19 protein-coding genes are annotated in these 17,591 nt (G+C 37.5%); 11 read left to right on the forward strand and 8 right to left on the reverse strand.

What is annotated here, in order from left to right; all coding sequences use genetic code 11:
* The first annotated feature begins 615 nt into the window (after positions 1-615).
* On the forward strand, positions 616-1,968 hold the full coding sequence (locus AC1M84_RS13945) for an MFS transporter (RefSeq protein ID WP_481595199.1): 1,353 nt from the start codon (positions 616-618) through the stop codon (positions 1,966-1,968).
* Between the two features lie 26 nt (positions 1,969-1,994).
* Here the strand turns inward: AC1M84_RS13945 and AC1M84_RS13950 are convergent, their stop codons facing one another.
* Entirely contained in the window at positions 1,995-2,483 is a 489-nt protein-coding gene (locus tag AC1M84_RS13950) for a lytic transglycosylase domain-containing protein (protein WP_481595207.1), read from the reverse strand.
* Between the two features lie 266 nt (positions 2,484-2,749).
* Here AC1M84_RS13950 and ybaK point away from each other — a divergent pair, with 266 nt between their 5' ends.
* Positions 2,750-3,220 (forward strand): Cys-tRNA(Pro) deacylase, encoded by a 471-nt coding sequence (ybaK, locus tag AC1M84_RS13955; protein WP_180028959.1) that lies wholly within the window; start codon positions 2,750-2,752, stop codon positions 3,218-3,220.
* A gap of 10 nt (positions 3,221-3,230) precedes the next feature.
* On the opposite strand, the gene ppk1 is transcribed toward ybaK, so the two are convergent.
* From ppk1 to AC1M84_RS13985, 6 genes are all read right to left on the reverse strand, one after another.
* On the reverse strand, positions 3,231-5,297 hold the full coding sequence (gene ppk1 / locus AC1M84_RS13960; RefSeq protein WP_481595200.1) for a polyphosphate kinase 1: 2,067 nt from the start codon (positions 5,295-5,297) through the stop codon (positions 3,231-3,233).
* A gap of 177 nt (positions 5,298-5,474) precedes the next feature.
* On the reverse strand, positions 5,475-6,566 hold the full coding sequence (locus AC1M84_RS13965; protein ID WP_481595201.1) for a porin: 1,092 nt from the start codon (positions 6,564-6,566) through the stop codon (positions 5,475-5,477).
* Between the two features lie 219 nt (positions 6,567-6,785).
* Positions 6,786-7,199 (reverse strand): HIT family protein, encoded by a 414-nt coding sequence (locus AC1M84_RS13970; protein ID WP_481587969.1) that lies wholly within the window; start codon positions 7,197-7,199, stop codon positions 6,786-6,788.
* A gap of 29 nt (positions 7,200-7,228) precedes the next feature.
* Positions 7,229-7,495: a YARHG domain-containing protein gene (locus AC1M84_RS13975; protein ID WP_035266544.1), complete on the reverse strand. Its 267-nt coding sequence runs from the start codon at positions 7,493-7,495 to the stop codon at positions 7,229-7,231.
* 83 nt (positions 7,496-7,578) lie between these two features.
* Positions 7,579-8,448: an NAD(P)-dependent oxidoreductase gene (locus AC1M84_RS13980; protein WP_481592278.1), complete on the reverse strand. Its 870-nt coding sequence runs from the start codon at positions 8,446-8,448 to the stop codon at positions 7,579-7,581.
* Between the two features lie 5 nt (positions 8,449-8,453).
* A complete protein-coding gene (locus tag AC1M84_RS13985; protein WP_481595202.1) occupies positions 8,454-9,548 on the reverse strand; it encodes an alpha/beta fold hydrolase in 1,095 nt (364 codons plus the stop codon).
* 141 nt (positions 9,549-9,689) lie between these two features.
* Here AC1M84_RS13985 and AC1M84_RS13990 point away from each other — a divergent pair, with 141 nt between their 5' ends.
* The 9 genes from AC1M84_RS13990 (at position 9,690) to trpB (ending at position 17,353) form a co-directional block, all read left to right on the forward strand.
* Entirely contained in the window at positions 9,690-10,877 is a 1,188-nt protein-coding gene (locus tag AC1M84_RS13990) for an O-succinylhomoserine sulfhydrylase (RefSeq protein WP_481595203.1), read from the forward strand.
* A 24-nt stretch (positions 10,878-10,901) separates the two neighbouring features.
* The gene (locus AC1M84_RS13995) at positions 10,902-11,231 is read left to right on the forward strand and encodes a YbaB/EbfC family nucleoid-associated protein (protein WP_035266548.1); all 330 of its coding nucleotides are present in this window, start codon (positions 10,902-10,904) and stop codon (positions 11,229-11,231) included.
* Between the two features lie 12 nt (positions 11,232-11,243).
* Positions 11,244-11,840: a recombination mediator RecR gene (recR, locus tag AC1M84_RS14000; RefSeq protein ID WP_481593960.1), complete on the forward strand. Its 597-nt coding sequence runs from the start codon at positions 11,244-11,246 to the stop codon at positions 11,838-11,840.
* Between the two features lie 208 nt (positions 11,841-12,048).
* Positions 12,049-13,191 carry a ribonuclease D gene (locus AC1M84_RS14005; protein ID WP_035266550.1) on the forward strand — a complete coding sequence of 381 codons (1,143 nt, stop codon included), beginning with the start codon at positions 12,049-12,051 and terminating at the stop codon, positions 13,189-13,191.
* Between the two features lie 129 nt (positions 13,192-13,320).
* Positions 13,321-13,626, forward strand: coding sequence for a YcgL domain-containing protein (locus AC1M84_RS14010; protein ID WP_481595204.1), 306 nt, complete (start codon positions 13,321-13,323; stop codon positions 13,624-13,626).
* Positions 13,627-13,660: 34 nt separating this feature from the next.
* The gene (locus AC1M84_RS14015; protein ID WP_481589528.1) at positions 13,661-14,032 is read left to right on the forward strand and encodes a hypothetical protein; all 372 of its coding nucleotides are present in this window, start codon (positions 13,661-13,663) and stop codon (positions 14,030-14,032) included.
* 29 nt (positions 14,033-14,061) lie between these two features.
* Complete coding sequence (locus AC1M84_RS14020; RefSeq protein WP_092768445.1) at positions 14,062-14,913, forward strand: AAA family ATPase; 852 nt, start codon at positions 14,062-14,064, stop codon at positions 14,911-14,913.
* 8 nt (positions 14,914-14,921) lie between these two features.
* Positions 14,922-16,109 (forward strand): vWA domain-containing protein, encoded by a 1,188-nt coding sequence (locus tag AC1M84_RS14025; RefSeq protein WP_481593959.1) that lies wholly within the window; start codon positions 14,922-14,924, stop codon positions 16,107-16,109.
* A gap of 35 nt (positions 16,110-16,144) precedes the next feature.
* A complete protein-coding gene (trpB, locus tag AC1M84_RS14030) occupies positions 16,145-17,353 on the forward strand; it encodes a tryptophan synthase subunit beta (protein WP_481595205.1) in 1,209 nt (402 codons plus the stop codon).
* A 35-nt stretch (positions 17,354-17,388) separates the two neighbouring features.
* On the opposite strand, the gene AC1M84_RS14035 is transcribed toward trpB, so the two are convergent.
* On the reverse strand, positions 17,389-17,591 hold a 203-nt coding region (locus AC1M84_RS14035), incomplete at its 5' end, for a hypothetical protein (RefSeq protein ID WP_481595206.1).

Genomic DNA, 17,591 nt, shown 5'->3' on the forward strand with positions numbered 1-17,591 from the left:
AGTGAAACCTCTTAGCGCTGATGGTAGTGTGGGGTTACCCATGTGAGAGTAAGTCATCGCCAGCTCATTATTCTAAACACCCCCTTCAATACAAGGGGGTGTTTTTTTATGTGGATAATCGAATTTGAAAATAATTAAACCCTTGTAATTAAATAAGAAGCTCCATTCAGTTAATTTATGCTAAACAATAAATGCCTTAGTGATAAGGCTAATATCATAAAAACAACCCAACTAATTAGTTGAAAAGCTAAATAATAAACAATAATGAATGGTTCAAAAAATGAATGATTTACAATGAAATTTTTATTTACAAAGAGCATTAAAGTTGACTATTAAATAAAATGCCAATCCTAATTTGCAGATTGAGTATTAAAAATCAAGATTTCAGTCGAAAGGTTATATAAGAATTCATTCTTAGTAACTAAGAATAAATATAAAACTCTTAAAACTTGAATTTTCATGATTTTTTATGCCAATTGAATTATTAATCAATCTATTAAATGAATAGTCCACTAGAAAGTTGTATAGACAAAAATCCTAATTTATTGCATTTATATAAAATATGAATCTAGGTTCATTATTTTAAAAATACTCACAATTGGAGGTGAGATAAAAATGACAGCGCAGACAATGAATGTGAATGCTGTAATTGATAATGCAAAATTTAAACCCTTTCATTTATCAATCGTATTATGGTGTTTATTTATCGTAATTTTTGACGGTTATGATTTAGCAATTAATGGCGTAACGTTGCCACTTCTTATGCAAGAGTGGGGTATGACTTCTGTCCAAGCTGGGTTATTAGCGAGCACAGCGCTAGCGGGAATGATGTTTGGTGCGATGCTTTTTGGTATGTTGGCAGATAAAATTGGTCGAAAAAAAGTTATTTTAATTTGTGTAACCTTGTTCAGTGGTTTTACTTTTTTAGGAGGATTCGCAAGTAATCCAACAGAATTTGGAATTTTAAGATTTATTGCTGGACTTGGTATAGGCGGTGTTTTGCCAAATTTAGTAACTTTAACTTCTGAATATGCACCACAAAAATTGAGAAGTACCTTAGTTACAATTATGTTTAGTGGCTATGCAGTTGGCGGAATTATGGCGGCTTTATTGGGTGTAAAATTTACACCTGAATTTGGTTGGCAGATTATGTTCTTTATTGCAGGAATTCCATTATTAGTATTACCGTTTATATGGAAGTATATGCCTGAATCACTAACATTTTTAGTGAAACAAAAAAATTATGAACCTGCCTCAGAAATTATTAATAAGATCAACGCAGATTTAAATGTTAACTCTACAACTCATTTGGTTCTAAACGAAATTAAACTACCTGATGCATCGGTTAAATCTCTTTTTACTGATAATAGAGCGACAACGACGTTGTTATTTTGGTGCTGCTTTTTTATGTGTCTTTTAATGACATACGCATTAGGAAGTTGGTTACCAAAGTTAATGATGGCTGCAGGTTATTCTTTAGGAAGTAGTTTAACGTTTTTACTTTCATTAAATATTGGCGCTGTCATCGGTACTATTGGTGGTGGAATTCTAGCAGACAAATTTCATCTCAAACCTGTAGTGATTTCGATGTTTGTAATTGGAGCTTTCGCTTTATTTGGATTAAGTTTCAATTCGCCGCCAATGGTTATTTATCTACTTGTGGCATTGGCTGGTGCAGCATCAATTGGTACAAGTATTTTAATATATAGCTATGTAGCGCAATCTTATCCAATTGCTGTACGTTCAACTGGGATTGGTTGGGCTTCAGCAGTAGGGCGTATAGGTGCAATTGTCGGCCCCATTGTCATTGGTATTCTTTTAGGAATGGAATTGCCGCACAAATGGAATTTCATTGCCGTTGCTATACCAGCAGTAATTGGTGCAATAGCCGTATTATGTATTAAAAGGACAAAAGTGATTGAAACAGTTCCTGAAAAAATAAAAATCGCATCTTCAATTACACAGTAGAATAAAAGCCTCATAAGAGGCTTTTTTTATAAATGTGATTTTAAAATTTTTTGATGCTCTTTAACCTGTTTGGCATAACGTTTACCTTGTTTTTTCATTTTTCGATTTGTGTTGTATCCAGTAGGTCCAACGTTGTAATAGGCCAGTGCTTTTTTCCAGCTACCAGTAGATTGATTATATTTTGATAGGATAAAAGTCCCACAATGTATATTAATATTTTCTTGAAAAAGGTCACCTGGACAAGATTGTTGCCAATATCTAGGGATAATTTGGGTAAGACCTACAGCACCTGCTGGTGATACTGCATAATTTCGATAACTCGATTCTTGTCGAATAAGAGCGGCCATTAACAGGGGGTCGACATCAAATTGTTGCGCACTTTGCACAATTAGTGGTGAAACCCTATTTGCGGTGTCTGGGTGTACAGAGTATGCCTTTTGAATACCTGTTGAAAGTTTTGCGGCGCGTTTTTGTACTGAACCACCACCTAAAGATGAGCAACCGACAAACACGATACACGATGATAGAACTAAACTATATTTAAGGAAAGTAAAGGATGGGGGAGGTGATTGTAAACGTTGTAAAAAAAGCAAAATAGTAACCGTACAAATTCAATTTGCAAAAATCATAAGTAAGCTGGTGATTGGGGTCAAGCCCTAGATAAATTGGAGTGTTGTAGTTTTGCAATATATTGATGAGTAAGATAAATAGATCAGAAAAACTTTAAAATTGATTCAATATTTTCTTATAATAATGCCATTATTAAATGCCTGAAATCATCATGACGCCAGCTTGTAAATTTCTAAAAAACAAAAAGATAGATTATTCTGTTCATGAATATGAGCATGATCCTAATGCTGAAAGTTTTGGTTTAGAAGCAGCTCAAAAATTGGGTTTATCTGTACATGAAGTTTTTAAGACACTTCTAGTGACAGATGATGTCAATTATTTTGTGACAATTTTACCAGTGGACCATCAACTTAATTTAAAAAAGGCGGCGAATGCTTTCAGTTGTAAAAAACTTAAAATGGCTGATCCGAAAGTGGCTGAGCGTCTGACCGGTTACTTAGTGGGTGGGATTAGTCCAATTGCTCAAAAAAAGCGACTTAATACAGTCATTCACCAATCGGCAAGTTCTCTTAAAAAGGTGTACGTGAGTGGTGGAAAACGAGGGCTAGATATCGGATTAGATCCTCAATCATTGGCCCAAGTATTAGATGCTCAATTTAAGGACATTGTGGATCACACTTAATGTTTGATCACTACATTTGACGTAGATTGGTTAGATATTCTTGAGCGATAAAAATTTCTTGATCATCAGTTGGGCATACCTTGTTCCATTGATGTTCTTGATCTAATTCCCAAGCACGTTGATTATCGTTCAGATAATTCAGTAGACCATCTTTAATAATCGTTTTCTTTAGTTTTTTATCTTCAATCGGAAAACAAGTTTCCACTCTTGAAAATAAATTACGTCCCATCCAGTCTGCACTTGAACAATATAATTTCTCATTGCCTTGATCTAGAAAATAGTAGACCCGTGTGTGTTCTAAAAAACGTCCTACAATGGATCTGACGCGGATATTTTCTGATAACTGTCGTACTTGAGGTCTTAATGAACAGATGGAACGAATGATCAGATCGATTTGAACACCTGCATTTGACGCTTGATAAAGTGCCGCGATTAATTTAGGTTCAGTTAAAGCGTTAACTTTGATAATAATATGCGCTTTATGACCAGACTTAGCATGGTGGATTTCATTGGCAATGAGTTTTAAAAGCTGTTCATGCAAGGTAAAAGGTGCATGGAACAGCTTTTTAGGCTTTGCCATTTTTCCCATACCTGTCAATTCTTGAAAGATTTTATGGACATCTTCACAAATGTCATCATCAGTGGTCAGAAGACCGTAATCGGTATACATTTTTGCATTACCAGCATGATAATTGCCAGTTCCCAAATGAACATACCGTTTCAGATGATCTGCTTCTCTACGAACAACCAGAATCATTTTAGCGTGAGTTTTATAGCCCACGATGCCATACACAACAACAGCTCCAGCTTCTTGTAGGAGGTTGGCGACCATGATATTGGATTCTTCATCGAATCTAGCACGTAATTCAATAATCGCAGTAACTTCTTTACCATTTCGTGCTGCTTCTGCTAAGACCTGAACGATCTCTGAATCTGGTCCGCTGCGATAAAGAGTTTGCTTAATTGCCAAGACATTAGGGTCTTTTGCAGCCTCTTTTAACAGGTTGATGACGGGTGAAAATGAGTCAAAAGGATGATGTAAAAGGACATCACGTTGTTTTAATACATCAAATATACTTTTTGATTGTCTCAATATCTTCGGTATCACGGGTTGATAGGGTTTAAACTTCAAATCTGGACAATCAAAATCTGAAAATAATCGAGCTAAATTTACAGGACCTTGAACACGATAGAGTTGTGAAGGTTCTAAAGAAAATTGTTCAAGTAGATATTGGTTAATCGTTTCTGGGCAATTGTGATCAATTTCAAGTCGAACTTCACGTCCAAATCTTCGCGAAGAAAGTTCATCTTTAAGAGCAACTGCCAGATCGTCTACATCGTCAGCTAAATTTAAGTCAGCATTGCGTGTAACACGGAATTGGTAGCATCCTGTCGCCTTCATTCCTGGAAATAAGTCATTGATATGTTGTTGCAGAATAGCCGACAACAGGATGTAATGTTGCTTACCTTCGCATAAGTCATCAGGAATTTTGACCGCCCTTGGCAAAGTTCTCGGTGCAGGTACGATCGCGAGCTCAATCTGACGACCAAAAGCATCTTTACCTTCAAGCGTGACAATAAAATTAAGGCTCTTATTGACTAAACGGGGAAAAGGATGGGCAGGGTCTAAACTGATGGGCGTGATTACTGGTTGAATAAATTTACTGAAGTAGTTTTGAATCCATTCAGTATATTTATCTAAAATTCCATGATATTGGATAAATTCGATACCATAAGATTTAAGTTGAGGAATGAGCTCGTTATTAAGTATCTGATATTGTTCTTGAACCGCATGATGCGTTGTTTTAGATATTTGTTCTAAAATAATTTCATTGGGAATAGCATCAGGCGCAGTAGTTATTTGATTTAATTCGATCTGTTTTAAAAGTCCAGCAACGCGTATTTCAAAAAACTCATCTAAATTCCGAGAAAAGATGATTAAAAAATTTAGTCGCTCTAATAAGGGGTGGTGAGGGTCTTTAGCTTGAGCTAAAACTCGTTTATGGAATTCTAATAATGAAAGTTCGCGATTAATGTAAGTGTCTGAATTGTGTTGAAAGTTTTCAAAAGAGTGCATAGTACCAATTATTGCTTTTTGAGCCGTCAGGAAAGACCTTGCAGCGATGGTACGTTTGATGTGTGACAGTAATATTACATTGATTGGTATATATTCGATAAATATATATAATTGGATTTATTTTATTTTAATCAAAAAAGCACACAATAAGTGTGCTTTATTTAAATCAATTAGGGCTTAGAAATCGTAACGGAAACCTAAAGATAAACCTAAAGCATCCTCACCTTTGAAACCCTTCACATTATTTGTACGTGCTTGTTCCCACGGTGTAAGGCTTGAGTTTTTGTCATTAAGCACAGTTGCGATGTTACCGTAAACACGAACTGCTTTATCAAGACGATGTTCAAGTCCTAAAGCAATGAGTGTTGCGTTCGCATCTTTAGCATCTACATCACGGTGCATCACTTGACCACGGATATATGTTTTTGGTGCAAATTTATAATCAGCTGCAACACCAATGACTTGTGCATCAGGATTTTTTACGTCATTGTCATGAGTCATATATTGATATAAACCACCAATATTTAGCTCTGGTGTGATTTTATAAGCACCAGCTAAACGGAAGCCATCACGTTCGCCGCGAGTCGCATCTTCTTCATAGTGTTCATAAGCAGCTGCGAAATCAACAGGACCTTCTTTAAAGGTCAATGCAAGATCGTAAGCTTTATTCTTTTTAGAGTCGCCTTTCTTTTGAATAACTTCACCAGTATCTTTATCTACAATTGTTTCCGTGAAGCCTGGAGAATTGCTTTCGTGCAATGAAAGTGCTGCTAATACATTGAACCCATTTCCGAATTTTGGTGATTTATATTCGATGGTATTTTCATTACGCTCATCAAAACGTAAGTCACCAGCACGTGTTACATTACGTAAATCACCTACTTGATCGCCGAAATAGTTAACTGGACCACGTGCTATTTTAAAAGGGCTATCAAAACGACCGACACGAGTTTGACCGAAATTACCTTTTAAACCAACAAATGTATCACGTGTTGCAAAATCAACACCTGAATTTTGTCCACCGCTAGCAAAGTTGATTTCTTGTTCAATTTGACCAAAAACAGTCATATCATTTTCTAGTTTCTGTTCAACTTTAAAGCCTAGACGAGATGAATTAGATGATAAACCCACTTCATTATAATCTTTACCATCATCAAGGTAATCTAATGAAACATGCGCACGACCATAAATTTTAACGTCGGCTGCCATTGCGATTGATGGTGTAATTAGTGTTGCCCCAACTGCTAATGCGCAAAGTGTTTTTTTCATTTCTAGCTCCAGTAAAGACTGATTTATTGTCCTAATAATCATGATCAGTAGTTTTTTTGTAACTACTGTTCTCTATTGGTGCTAAGTATTCATTACAAATAAGTCAGTAATATTAAGAATTTATTTCATTATCATGAAAATGGATAGAAACAAGCTGTAGTAATTAAAAAGAATAAAAACAAAAAAGGAGCCAAAGCTCCTTAATTTTATAAGCATCTGTCATAAAGCAGCTTTAATCTTCTCAGCCAAAGCCTTGATACGTTCTTGATCACCCATTTGTGCTGCGTGTTTCCCCAGTTCATGGATTGAACTTGGAATAAGATGAAAGTGTACGTGAGGCACGGTTTGCCCAGCTGCAGCACCAGATAGCTGCATCAACACTATACCTTTTGCATCTAGTGCTTTTTCAATCGCTTTTGCAATTTTTTGAACGATTTGAATCGTGTATGCTGCAGTGTTTGGGTCCAAGTCGAGTAAAGTTACGGCAGGGGATTTAGGGATGACTAAAGTATGACCATCTGCTTGAGGCATAATGTCCATAAATGCAAGAACTTGCTCATCCTCATACACTTTAATTGCAGGAAGTTCACCACGTAGAATTCTTGCAAAAATATTTTGATCATCGTAAGCCATAACTATTCCCAGAATGTAATTAGATTGAATTATTTACAGTTCAATTCTTTCTGACGTTGCTTAATGGAGTCAAGCTTTTGTTGCTCTTTTTCTGAGAACTTAGGTTTAGTTGTATTGCAATTTTCATTGCCGAACTTTGCCTTAGTATCTGGATCTTTAAAACAGAAGCCTTTTGATGCATAGATGATGTTGTAATCATCTTTAAGTTTTTCACACTCTTTTGTAGTGTCGGCAAAAGCATTGACCCCAGCTGAAACAGATACAGCAGTAATTAAACCTAATAAAAACTTATTCATGAGTATCCTCATTTAGAAATGGACATTTGAAATTGTCACATTTCAATTATATGGGCTTTATATGTGAATTCAATGGCGAAAATTTATTCTAAGGTAATTTTGCTCCATGATTCGTACATTTTAACTGCTGTCGAAAAATCACTATTAGGTTCAGCTATTGCATTAGCAGCACCAATTAGACTTTGAGTAAGCGTAATGACAGGTGCGGATAATTTTGCTTGATGGATGAGGTCTACTGCGATACCAGTGTCTTTGCTCAGTAACGGTAAGGCAAAAGTATTTGGAAAACTTCGATTTAATACCCTTTGAGGCAATACATTTTCAGTCACACCGCTTTTACCACTTGAAGCATTGATGCACTCTAATGCTTCATTTAAATCCACACCATGTGCTTTGAGTGCAGTAAAACCTTCAGCAGCGGCACATAAGTGAACAGCCAAGAGCATGTTGTTCACTGCTTTCACAGCAAAACCAGATCCTGAGTCTCCTACATGCTTAATCAGTTTACCCATGGCTTGCATTGCTGGTAATGCAGCTTCAAAAGCAGCTTTTTCACCACCTACCATGAAGGTTAAAGTCGCATTTTCAGCACCGATAGTTTGTCCGCTAACAGGTGCGTCTAGAAAAAATACACCTTTTGATTTTAAAAAAGCTTGTTGTGCTTTAGCTGCATCAGGCACGCCACTGGTGCAGTCTACCCAAATTGATCCAGATTTAATGTCGACTTGATGAATGATCTCATTGACTTGCTGACTCGTTGGTAAGCAACTAAAAATGATATCAGCTTGGGCAGCTTCTTGCAGTGATACAGCTTGAGTTTGATATTCAGTTGCATGTTGTTTGGCTTTCTCGAAATTTCGATTCCATACCAAAACTGATTCAAAGTGTTTTGGTAAATGAGCTGCCATACGGTAACCCATTGCGCCTAATCCAATAAATGCAACTGTCGTCATTTTCTTTACTCTATTTGTGTTGAACGCTCTGCTAACCAGTAAGCAAGTTCAGGCCAAAATTGATCGGCACTTTTTTGACTCGACATTAAACCTAAATGCCCACCAGGAATAAGAGTAAACGTGACATCACGACTATTTGTCAATTCAGTCAATGGTCTAACAGCATCAGCTGTGACCATTTGATCGCTTGAACCCGCGCCAATCATAAGAGAGCAGTCTATATTTTTTAATTCGATTTTCTTATCTTGAAGTTCGATATAACCATTTTTTAACGGATTTCTTAACCAGACATTGAATAACATGTCTTGGTTTACCCCAGCAGGATAATCAATCATATGATTGAGGAAATAACCTAAAGTGGCATGTTCATGCAAAAGTTTTTTATCATCAAGATTCAGTAATAATTGTTTATGGCCTTCATACCAACCTTTTGGATCTAAAATTTTAAATCCAATTGCATTTAAAATACCTGGGGAGTGAATGAGGCGCTTAGAAATACGACCGTTATAGACTTTATGTTTGAGTAGTCGAGTTCTTTCAAGATAGCGATTCATCTTAGCATATAGTTTTCCGATACTGCCTGAAGCAAAGCTATCAATTGGACTACCTAAAACGATTAGATTTTTTACATGGTTCGGCTGTCTGAGCGCTGTATACAACAGAACAAATATTCCCGCCATACTCCAGCCATGTAAAGAAATTTGATCAGATTTAGCGTGTGTACGAATTTGATCGATACAATTCGGAATTGCATCATCAATAAAACCTAAAAAGTTGAGATCGCGATCTTTATAGCTAAAGTGTCCCCAATCCAACAAATACACGTCAAAACCTTGCTCTGTATAATATTTGATAAGAGAACGGTATGGATAAAGATCATAAATATCCATCTTGATCGCTAAAGGCGCGACAAAGACCAGTGGCTCAACATATTTTTTATTTTCAGATGCGTAATATCGAATTTTACTCGATTTATGAGTACCTATCACTTCATACGGCGTTGCTTGAGATAAAACCAAAGATTTACCGTAAAAAATGCGTGTCCCTAAATTTTTTAACTTGCTTTGTTTAGAACGCCAGTTAGTTTTTAAATGTTCCATGAAGGTTGAAGATCTCATAAGCATGTGATTTGAACGAAGTCTAAGCGATATTTATATATTTTACCTTGACCTTAAATGCTTTGGGCGCTCAAAATGTTGGCAATTATTCACAAAGGCAGTTTTTAGGACTGATTTAGAGCAATGAGCCAGCAAGACGACATTGAATACCAACTTGATACATTAGCACTTCGTACAGGTCATACGCGCAGTTTTGAAGGTGAGCATGCTGAACCGATGTTTCTAACTTCTTCATTTGTATATGCAAATGCAGCAGAAGCAGCAGCTAAATTCTCTGGGAAAGAGCCCGGTAATATTTATTCTCGCTTTACAAACCCAACAGTCGCAATGTTTGAAAAAAGATTGGCTGCAATGGAAGGTGCTGAACGTGCAGTGGCAACAAGTACGGGTATGGCTGCGATCATGGCGGTGGCGATGTCATTCTTAAAGGCTGGTGATCATGTTGTATGTTCTCGAGCAGTATTTGGTTCAACCGTGGCCTTATTTGAAAAATACATTTCTAAGTTTGGTGTGACTGTCAATTTTGTTGATTTAACAGATTTAGATGCTTGGAAAGCTGCGATCAAACCAGAAACTAAACTACTATTTGTAGAATCTCCGTCAAATCCATTATCGGAAATTGCTGATATTCGTGCATTAGCAGATATCGCGCATGAAAATGATGCCTTACTCGCAATTGATAATAGTTTCTGTACGCCAGTGCTACAACAACCATTAAAATTGGGCGCGGATCTAGTTGTCTATTCAGCGACAAAATATCTAGATGGTCAAGGTCGTGCGTTGGGTGGTGCTGTCGTAGGTAATCATCAATTACTTGAAGAAGTTTTTGGCTACGTTCGTACAACTGGGCCTTCTATGAGTCCGTTCAATGCTTGGGTTTTCCTAAAAGGTTTGGAAACGCTTCGTCTACGTATGAAGGCTCATTCTGAAAGTGCACAAAAGATTGCTGAGTGGCTTCATCAGCACGATAAAATCGAGAAAGTATTCTTTGCTGGCTTAGCGGATCATGTAGGTCATGATTTGGCTAAACAGCAACAAAAAGGTTTTGGTGGTATCGTTTCATTCGTGGTAAAAGGTGGGCGAGAAGCTGCTTGGAAAGTGATTGATCACACTCAATTTATTTCTATTACTGGGAATCTTGGGGATGCAAAATCAACGATTACTCATCCTGCAACGACTACTCATGGTAAATTGTCTGATAAAGCGAAGGCTGCAGCTGGCATTGCAGAAGGTTTAATTCGTCTTTCAGTAGGTTTGGAAGACGTTGATGATATTATTGCAGACATTCAACGTGGTCTTGATTTAGTCTAATTTAAATTTGTTCGGAGTATACAAATGAACATTAACATGCTTATGCAACAAGCACAGCGCATGCAAAAGGAAGTAGAGTCCAACATCAAGAAAGCGAAAGAGGAGCTTGCACAGAAAGAAGTGCATGCTGAAGCTGGTGGTGGTTTGGTAAAAGTGACAATGACTTGCCGTAATGTGGTAAAACGCATTGAAATCAATCCAGAATTACTTCAAGACGATCCAGATATGATTGAGGATTTGATTGCAGCTGCTATGAATGACGCTGCACGCCAAGCAGAAGCAATTTCAGAAGAAACAATGAAGTCTGCAAATAGTGGTATGGGATTACCTCCTGGCTTGTCAGGTTTATTTTAAGGATATTGCCGAGTGTTCAGCGAACGGTTTGACCAACTCGTCCAAGCACTGCGAATTTTACCAAGCGTTGGGCCTAAGTCGGCTCAGCGCATGGCGTTGCATTTGATCATGAAGAATAAGCAGGGTGCTTTGGCATTATCTGAAGCACTTAGCGATGCCGCTGATCATATCCATGAATGTGCTATTTGCCACTCATTGACTGAGAATGAGGTGTGTGACATTTGTCTGTCGCAAGACCGAGATGATACCTTGCTCTGTGTGGTTGAATCTCCTGCAGACGTGATGGCAATTGAGCAAAGTGGAAGTTTCAGAGGCAAATATCATGTATTGGGGGGGCATTTATCTCCTTTAGATGGTATAGGGCCTGAAGAGGTTGGCATACCTGCATTAGTTCAACGCTTAGCTGAAGGTCAGGTAGCAGAGGTTATTCTCGCTACCAATGCAACGGTTGAAGGACAGGCTACGGCACATTATTTGGTTGAAGCTACACGTCATTTGAATATCAAAATGACGCGTATTGCTCAAGGTGTACCACAAGGGGGTGAGCTTGAGTATGTCGATAGTCACACCTTAAGCCAAGCAGTTCATAATCGTATGCAAATGAAATAAGCACAAATTGTGCTTATTTTTTTGATTAGAGAAATATCACTTTTCTGAATAGTTTTTTAGTCAAAAAAATATTAAATTTTTCATGTTTTATAACTATTTACAGTGTATACATAGATTTGCTTGACGCTTTAATTGAAAATTTATATTTAAAATTGATAATTTAAGCTAAAATACATCTCGATACCAATCTAGCACATTGTTTTTTATGATGTTTCAATTTATCCAAGAGCAAAAAGAACTCGAGCATGTTTTGACACTAATGAGTCAACAAGATGTTTATGGTTTAGATACTGAATTTATCAAAGTTGATACACTATGGCCAAAATTGGGTGTCTTGCAAATCAATGTCGCAGATCAGGTGTTTTTATTAGACGGTACACGTCTAGATTTTTCGAGTTTCTGGCCTAAAGTTTTTGCTGCAAAGCAAAATATTTTCCATGCTTGTGGTGAAGATATTGATCTGATTTACCATTATTCAAAAGGCAATCATCTTAATAATGTATTTGATACTCAGGTGGCTTTGTCTTTTCTCGGACACGGATTACAGGTCAGTTATCAAAATGCGCTTAAAGAAATTTTAAATATAGAAATTGATAAAGATCAAACACGTTCAGATTGGCTTGCACGTCCTTTAACTGAAGAGCAAAAAGCATACGCAGCGAATGATGTCTTATATATTATGAATTTAGCCGATGCGCTAAAAAATGAATTAGAGAAAAAAGGGCATTATCAGTATGTACTAGAGGATTGTAAGAGCCTCACGCTTGAGATTGCGACAGAAACGCCGAAAGAGAAACTATACGAAGATGTCGGAAATTATAGACACTCTCGAAAGCAGTTAATGCAGCTACAATTGCTCAGTGTTTGGCGTGAAGAAATGGTGAAGGCTTTAAATCAGCCTCGAAGTTTTATTCTGAAAAATGCCACTATGATTGATTTGGTGGAAAAAAATCCAAAAAATACCTTCCAATTATCCCAAGTTAAAAATATTCGTCCGAATGTGGTTCGTGAGCACGGTAAAACGATTTTGGATATTATTGCGTTGCTGCCCCCAATGGAAGAATGGCCATTACGAATTGCTCGACCAATTAAACATTCATCTAAAGATATTACACATGATGTTGATAACATGATTGGTAATCTTGCAGAAGAGTTGGTGATCCCCAAAGAAGTGTTAATGCGAAAAAAATGGCTCGGGGCTTTATATCAGCATGTGGTTTTTCATGGCGATGAACAAGACTTACCTCAATATTTACTCGGTTGGCGTTATGATTTACTGACGAAGCCATTAATTGAGTTGCTTCATAAAGATGCACAATATTTGAGTATGCAAATGAAAGTCAATGAATGACTTCTCTCAAAATTTGATTAAAGAATTACCAGTCATCCTAAACTAGACTGATGCGTTAACAAACGCTAATGTTTCGCCGTTTTTTTTGATGTATGCTTTGCTTTGAGTTTAAAAGGTGTTGTTTGAATCATGTGGTGTGAAATCTACAAATCTAGTAAGAAAGACGAAATGTATATTTACGTTGCGCGTCCTGAACAAGCGGAAAACCAAGAAGCTGTTGATCCGTTATCAGTATTATCTGATGCAATGAAAAATGCATTTGGCCGAGCGACATTTGTGATGTCACTGGAATTACATGTAGAACGCAAATTAGCGCGTGCAAATGTTTTACATGTGATGGATTCAATTCAGACGAAAGGATTCTTTTTACAATTGCCGCCTGAAGGATTGATCAATCCTAATGCGGTAGAGCCAGAGGGACTACGCGGTGCGTGATAATCAAGTTGGAGGATGGGATCAGTTTGTTTCAATGTTGGATTCAATTCCAGAATATAACATTGCAATTACCGTCTATATTCTCGGAACTTTGATTATTCTGTGGTGTTGGTACGGCATAGCGAAACGCCTACCTTCACCTTTAGGTGGAGTGACTTGGATTTTTGTGTTTGCTATTTTGGCAACACCAACGATTTCTGAAGGTCCTAATTCCGCCTTAGCACCTGCAACTTTTGGTTTGATCTTTGGGGTATTAACAAAAGATTCACCTTTGATCTGGTCTAATTTCTCATTGATTGCCTTTGTTATTGCTTTAGGGTTATTGGCAGGTTATTTCTGGACTAAGTACGCTTCTAAACAAAAGAATCTGAGACACACATCGTCAGTGAAGACACCACCACTTTAATTATCCAAATAAAAAAATAAGGTTTCATTATGTCTGTTGATGCACATCAATTTACGGGTACAGATCAATATATCGCCACAGATAGTCTCAAGCTTGCTGTGAAGGCCGCTCGAGCGTTGCAAAAGCCTCTTTTAGTGAAGGGTGAGCCAGGTACAGGTAAAACATTATTGGCTGAACAAGTTGCTGATAGCCTGGGTTTAAAACTGATTACTTGGCATATCAAATCAACGACGAAGGCTCAACAAGGTCTTTATGAATACGATGCCGTTTCAAGATTACGCGATAGTCAATTGGGTGATGAGCGTGTTTATGATATTAAAAACTATATTAAACCAGGTAAATTGTGGGAAGCATTTACCTCTGAAGAACGTTGCGTTTTATTAATTGATGAGATTGATAAAGCAGATATCGAGTTCCCAAATGATTTGCTTCATGAACTAGACAAAATGTCATTCTTTGTTTATGAAACTGGTGAAACAATTACTGCAACACAGCGTCCAATTGTGATCATCACTTCAAATAATGAAAAAGAACTTCCTGATGCTTTTTTACGCCGTTGTTTCTTTCATTATATTGAATTCCCAGATGAACAGACCATGCGTGAAATTATTGCAGTTCATTTTCCAAGAATTTCAACGACATTGGTCAGTGAGGCACTTCAGGTCTTCTTTAAGCTTCGCCAAATACCTGGTCTTAAGAAGCCACCTTCAACTTCTGAATTAATTGATTGGTTAAGCTTATTGATGGCTGATGATATGCCTGAAGATATTTTAAGAAACCATGATAAGTCAAAAGCAATTCCACCGCTGTATGGTGCGCTCATCAAAAATGAGCAAGATGTGCAGCTACTTGAGCGCCTCGCATTTATGACTCGTCGATAGGTGATACTATGTTCGTAAGACTGTTTTACACCTTGCGAAAATACGGAATCCCCGTAACGACGCGCGAGCTGATTGATTTAAATCAAGCAATTAGTCTAGGTTTGGTTTTTGCAGATCAAGATGATTTTTATCAGCTTGTGAAGACAGTCATGGTCAAGGATGAGCGTTACTTCGATAAGTATGATCGTGCTATGAAGGATTATTTTCAGGGCATTCAAACCTTTGATGTAGATGATTTACTCAGTAAAGTTAATCAACTTCCTAAAGAATGGTTTGATTTAGAACTCCTTGAAAAACACTTAACGCCAGAGCAACGTGAAGCACTACAAAGAGCAGGTTCTTTAGAAGAGCTCATGAAAATGCTGGAAGAGCGTTTGCGTGAGCAACATAAAAAACACCAAGGTGGTAATCGTATGATTGGCACTGGTGGCACTTCACCGTTTGGAGCTTTTGGTGATCACCCAGAGGGGGTGAGAATTGGAGGGCCGGGACGTAAAAAATCTGCGGTGAAAGTGTGGGAACAACGTAAATACCAAAATCTTGATGATGATCAAATTTTGGGAACACGTCATATGCAAATGGCGTTGCGTCGTCTGAGAAAATTTGCGCGTCAAGGTGCTGAAGAAGAGCTTGATATAGATCAAACGATTCGCGAAACGGCTAAGCAGGGAATTCTTGATGTACAGATGGTGCCAGAGCGTCGTAATCGAATTAAAGTTTTAATGTTGTTCGATGTAGGCGGTTCTATGGATGCCTATATTGCACAATGTGAAAAACTGTTTAGTGCAGCCAAAACAGAATTTAAGACTTTAGAATATTTCTATTTCCATAACTGTCTTTATGATTACGTGTGGAAAGACAATCATCGCCGTACTTCGACAAAAATGAATACCTTAGATTTATTTAATACCTATGGTAAAGATTATCGAGTGATTGTTGTTGGTGATGCAAGTATGGCGCCATACGAATTAAAATCTGCTGGTGGTTCTGTCGAATACATGAATGAAGAGTCGGGTGAAATTTGGCTGCGTCGTTTGCGCCAGCATTATGAAAAGACGGCTTGGTTGAATCCTGAAACTGAGAATTACTGGCATTACACTCAAACGATAGGAATGATCAAAGAATTATTTGAAGATCATATGTATCCAATGACTTTAAAAGGCATTGAAGATATGACTAAATTCCTCTCGCGCTAACTTTTTTAAATTATATTCATCTAAAGGATCTTGATATGAGCTATCAAATCAATGGTGTGGCATTGCCAAATGAAGAAGGTTTTTTTGGTGAATATGGTGGTCAATTCATTCCACCTCATTTAAAAGCAGCAATGGATCAAATCAATGTTGCTTATGAAGAAATTCGTAAAACACCTGAATTTCAAAATGAGCTTTCAGAGCTGTTTGCGCATTATGTAGGTCGTCCAAGTCCTTTATTTCATGCCAAACGACTTTCAGAACAATTGGGCGGTGCTCAAATTTATCTGAAGCGTGAAGATTTGAACCATACAGGTGCGCATAAAATTAACCATTGTTTGGGTGAAGCTTTACTTGCTAAATACATGGGCAAGAAAAAAGTCATTGCTGAAACTGGGGCAGGTCAACATGGTGTCGCATTAGCCACCGCTTGTGCCTTGGTTGGTATCCCGTGTGAAATTCATATGGGTCAAGTTGATATTGAAAAAGAACATCCAAATGTCGTGAAAATGAAAATTTTGGGTGCGAATCTAATTTCAGTCACTCGTGGAACAGCAACATTAAAAGATGCTGTTGATAGTGCTTTCGAAGAGTATTTGAAAGACCCTGATAGCTTTATTTATGCCATCGGATCAGTCGTTGGTCCACATCCATTTCCTAAAATGGTGCGTGATTTCCAAGCAATTATCGGTGATGAAATTAAAGTTCAATCACAAGACAGATTTAACAAATATCCTGATTATATTGTTGCTTGTGTTGGCGGTGGCTCAAATGCAATGGGAGCATTCAGTGCATTCCTTAATGATGGTAGTGTGAAATTGATTGGTGTTGAACCAGCAGGACATGGTTTAGATACTGATCAACATTCGGCAACATTAACTTTAGGTAAACCAAGTCAACTTCATGGTATGGCGTGTTATGTGCTGGAAGATGAAAATGGCGAGCCATTACCTGTGCATTCAATTGCTTCTGGATTAGATTATCCTGGTGTGGGGCCTCAACACAGTTTCTTAAAAGATATTGGTCGTGTTGAGTACTCAACAGCAACTGATGAAGAATGTCTGAATGCATTCATGACTCTATCTCGAGTTGAAGGGATTGTGCCTGCATTAGAAAGTTCACATGCTGTTGCTTGGGCGATACGCGAAGCTCCACAATTGTCCAAAGATACCATTGTGGTGGTGAATTTATCAGGTCGAGGTGATAAAGACTCGGACTATGTGGCAGAAAAATTAGGTTTAAATTAACACATAAAAAAACCAGCTTAGGCTGGTTTTTTTAATTACATTTCTGGTGGTTCTTCATTCAAAGGCGTAAGAATATTTTCAAAGGAGGAAATTTCAATAGGAATGAGCGGCGTTTCGATTGAAAAATCTTGAACAAGTGTTTCAGTCGCTTGTTGAGCTTGTTGAGCTTGTTGAGCTTGTTGAGCTTGTTGAGCTTGTTGAGCTTGTTGAGCTTGTTGAGCTTGTTGAGCTTGTTGAG

The sequence above is a fragment of the Acinetobacter sp. 24-47-66 genome (assembly GCF_056779755.1).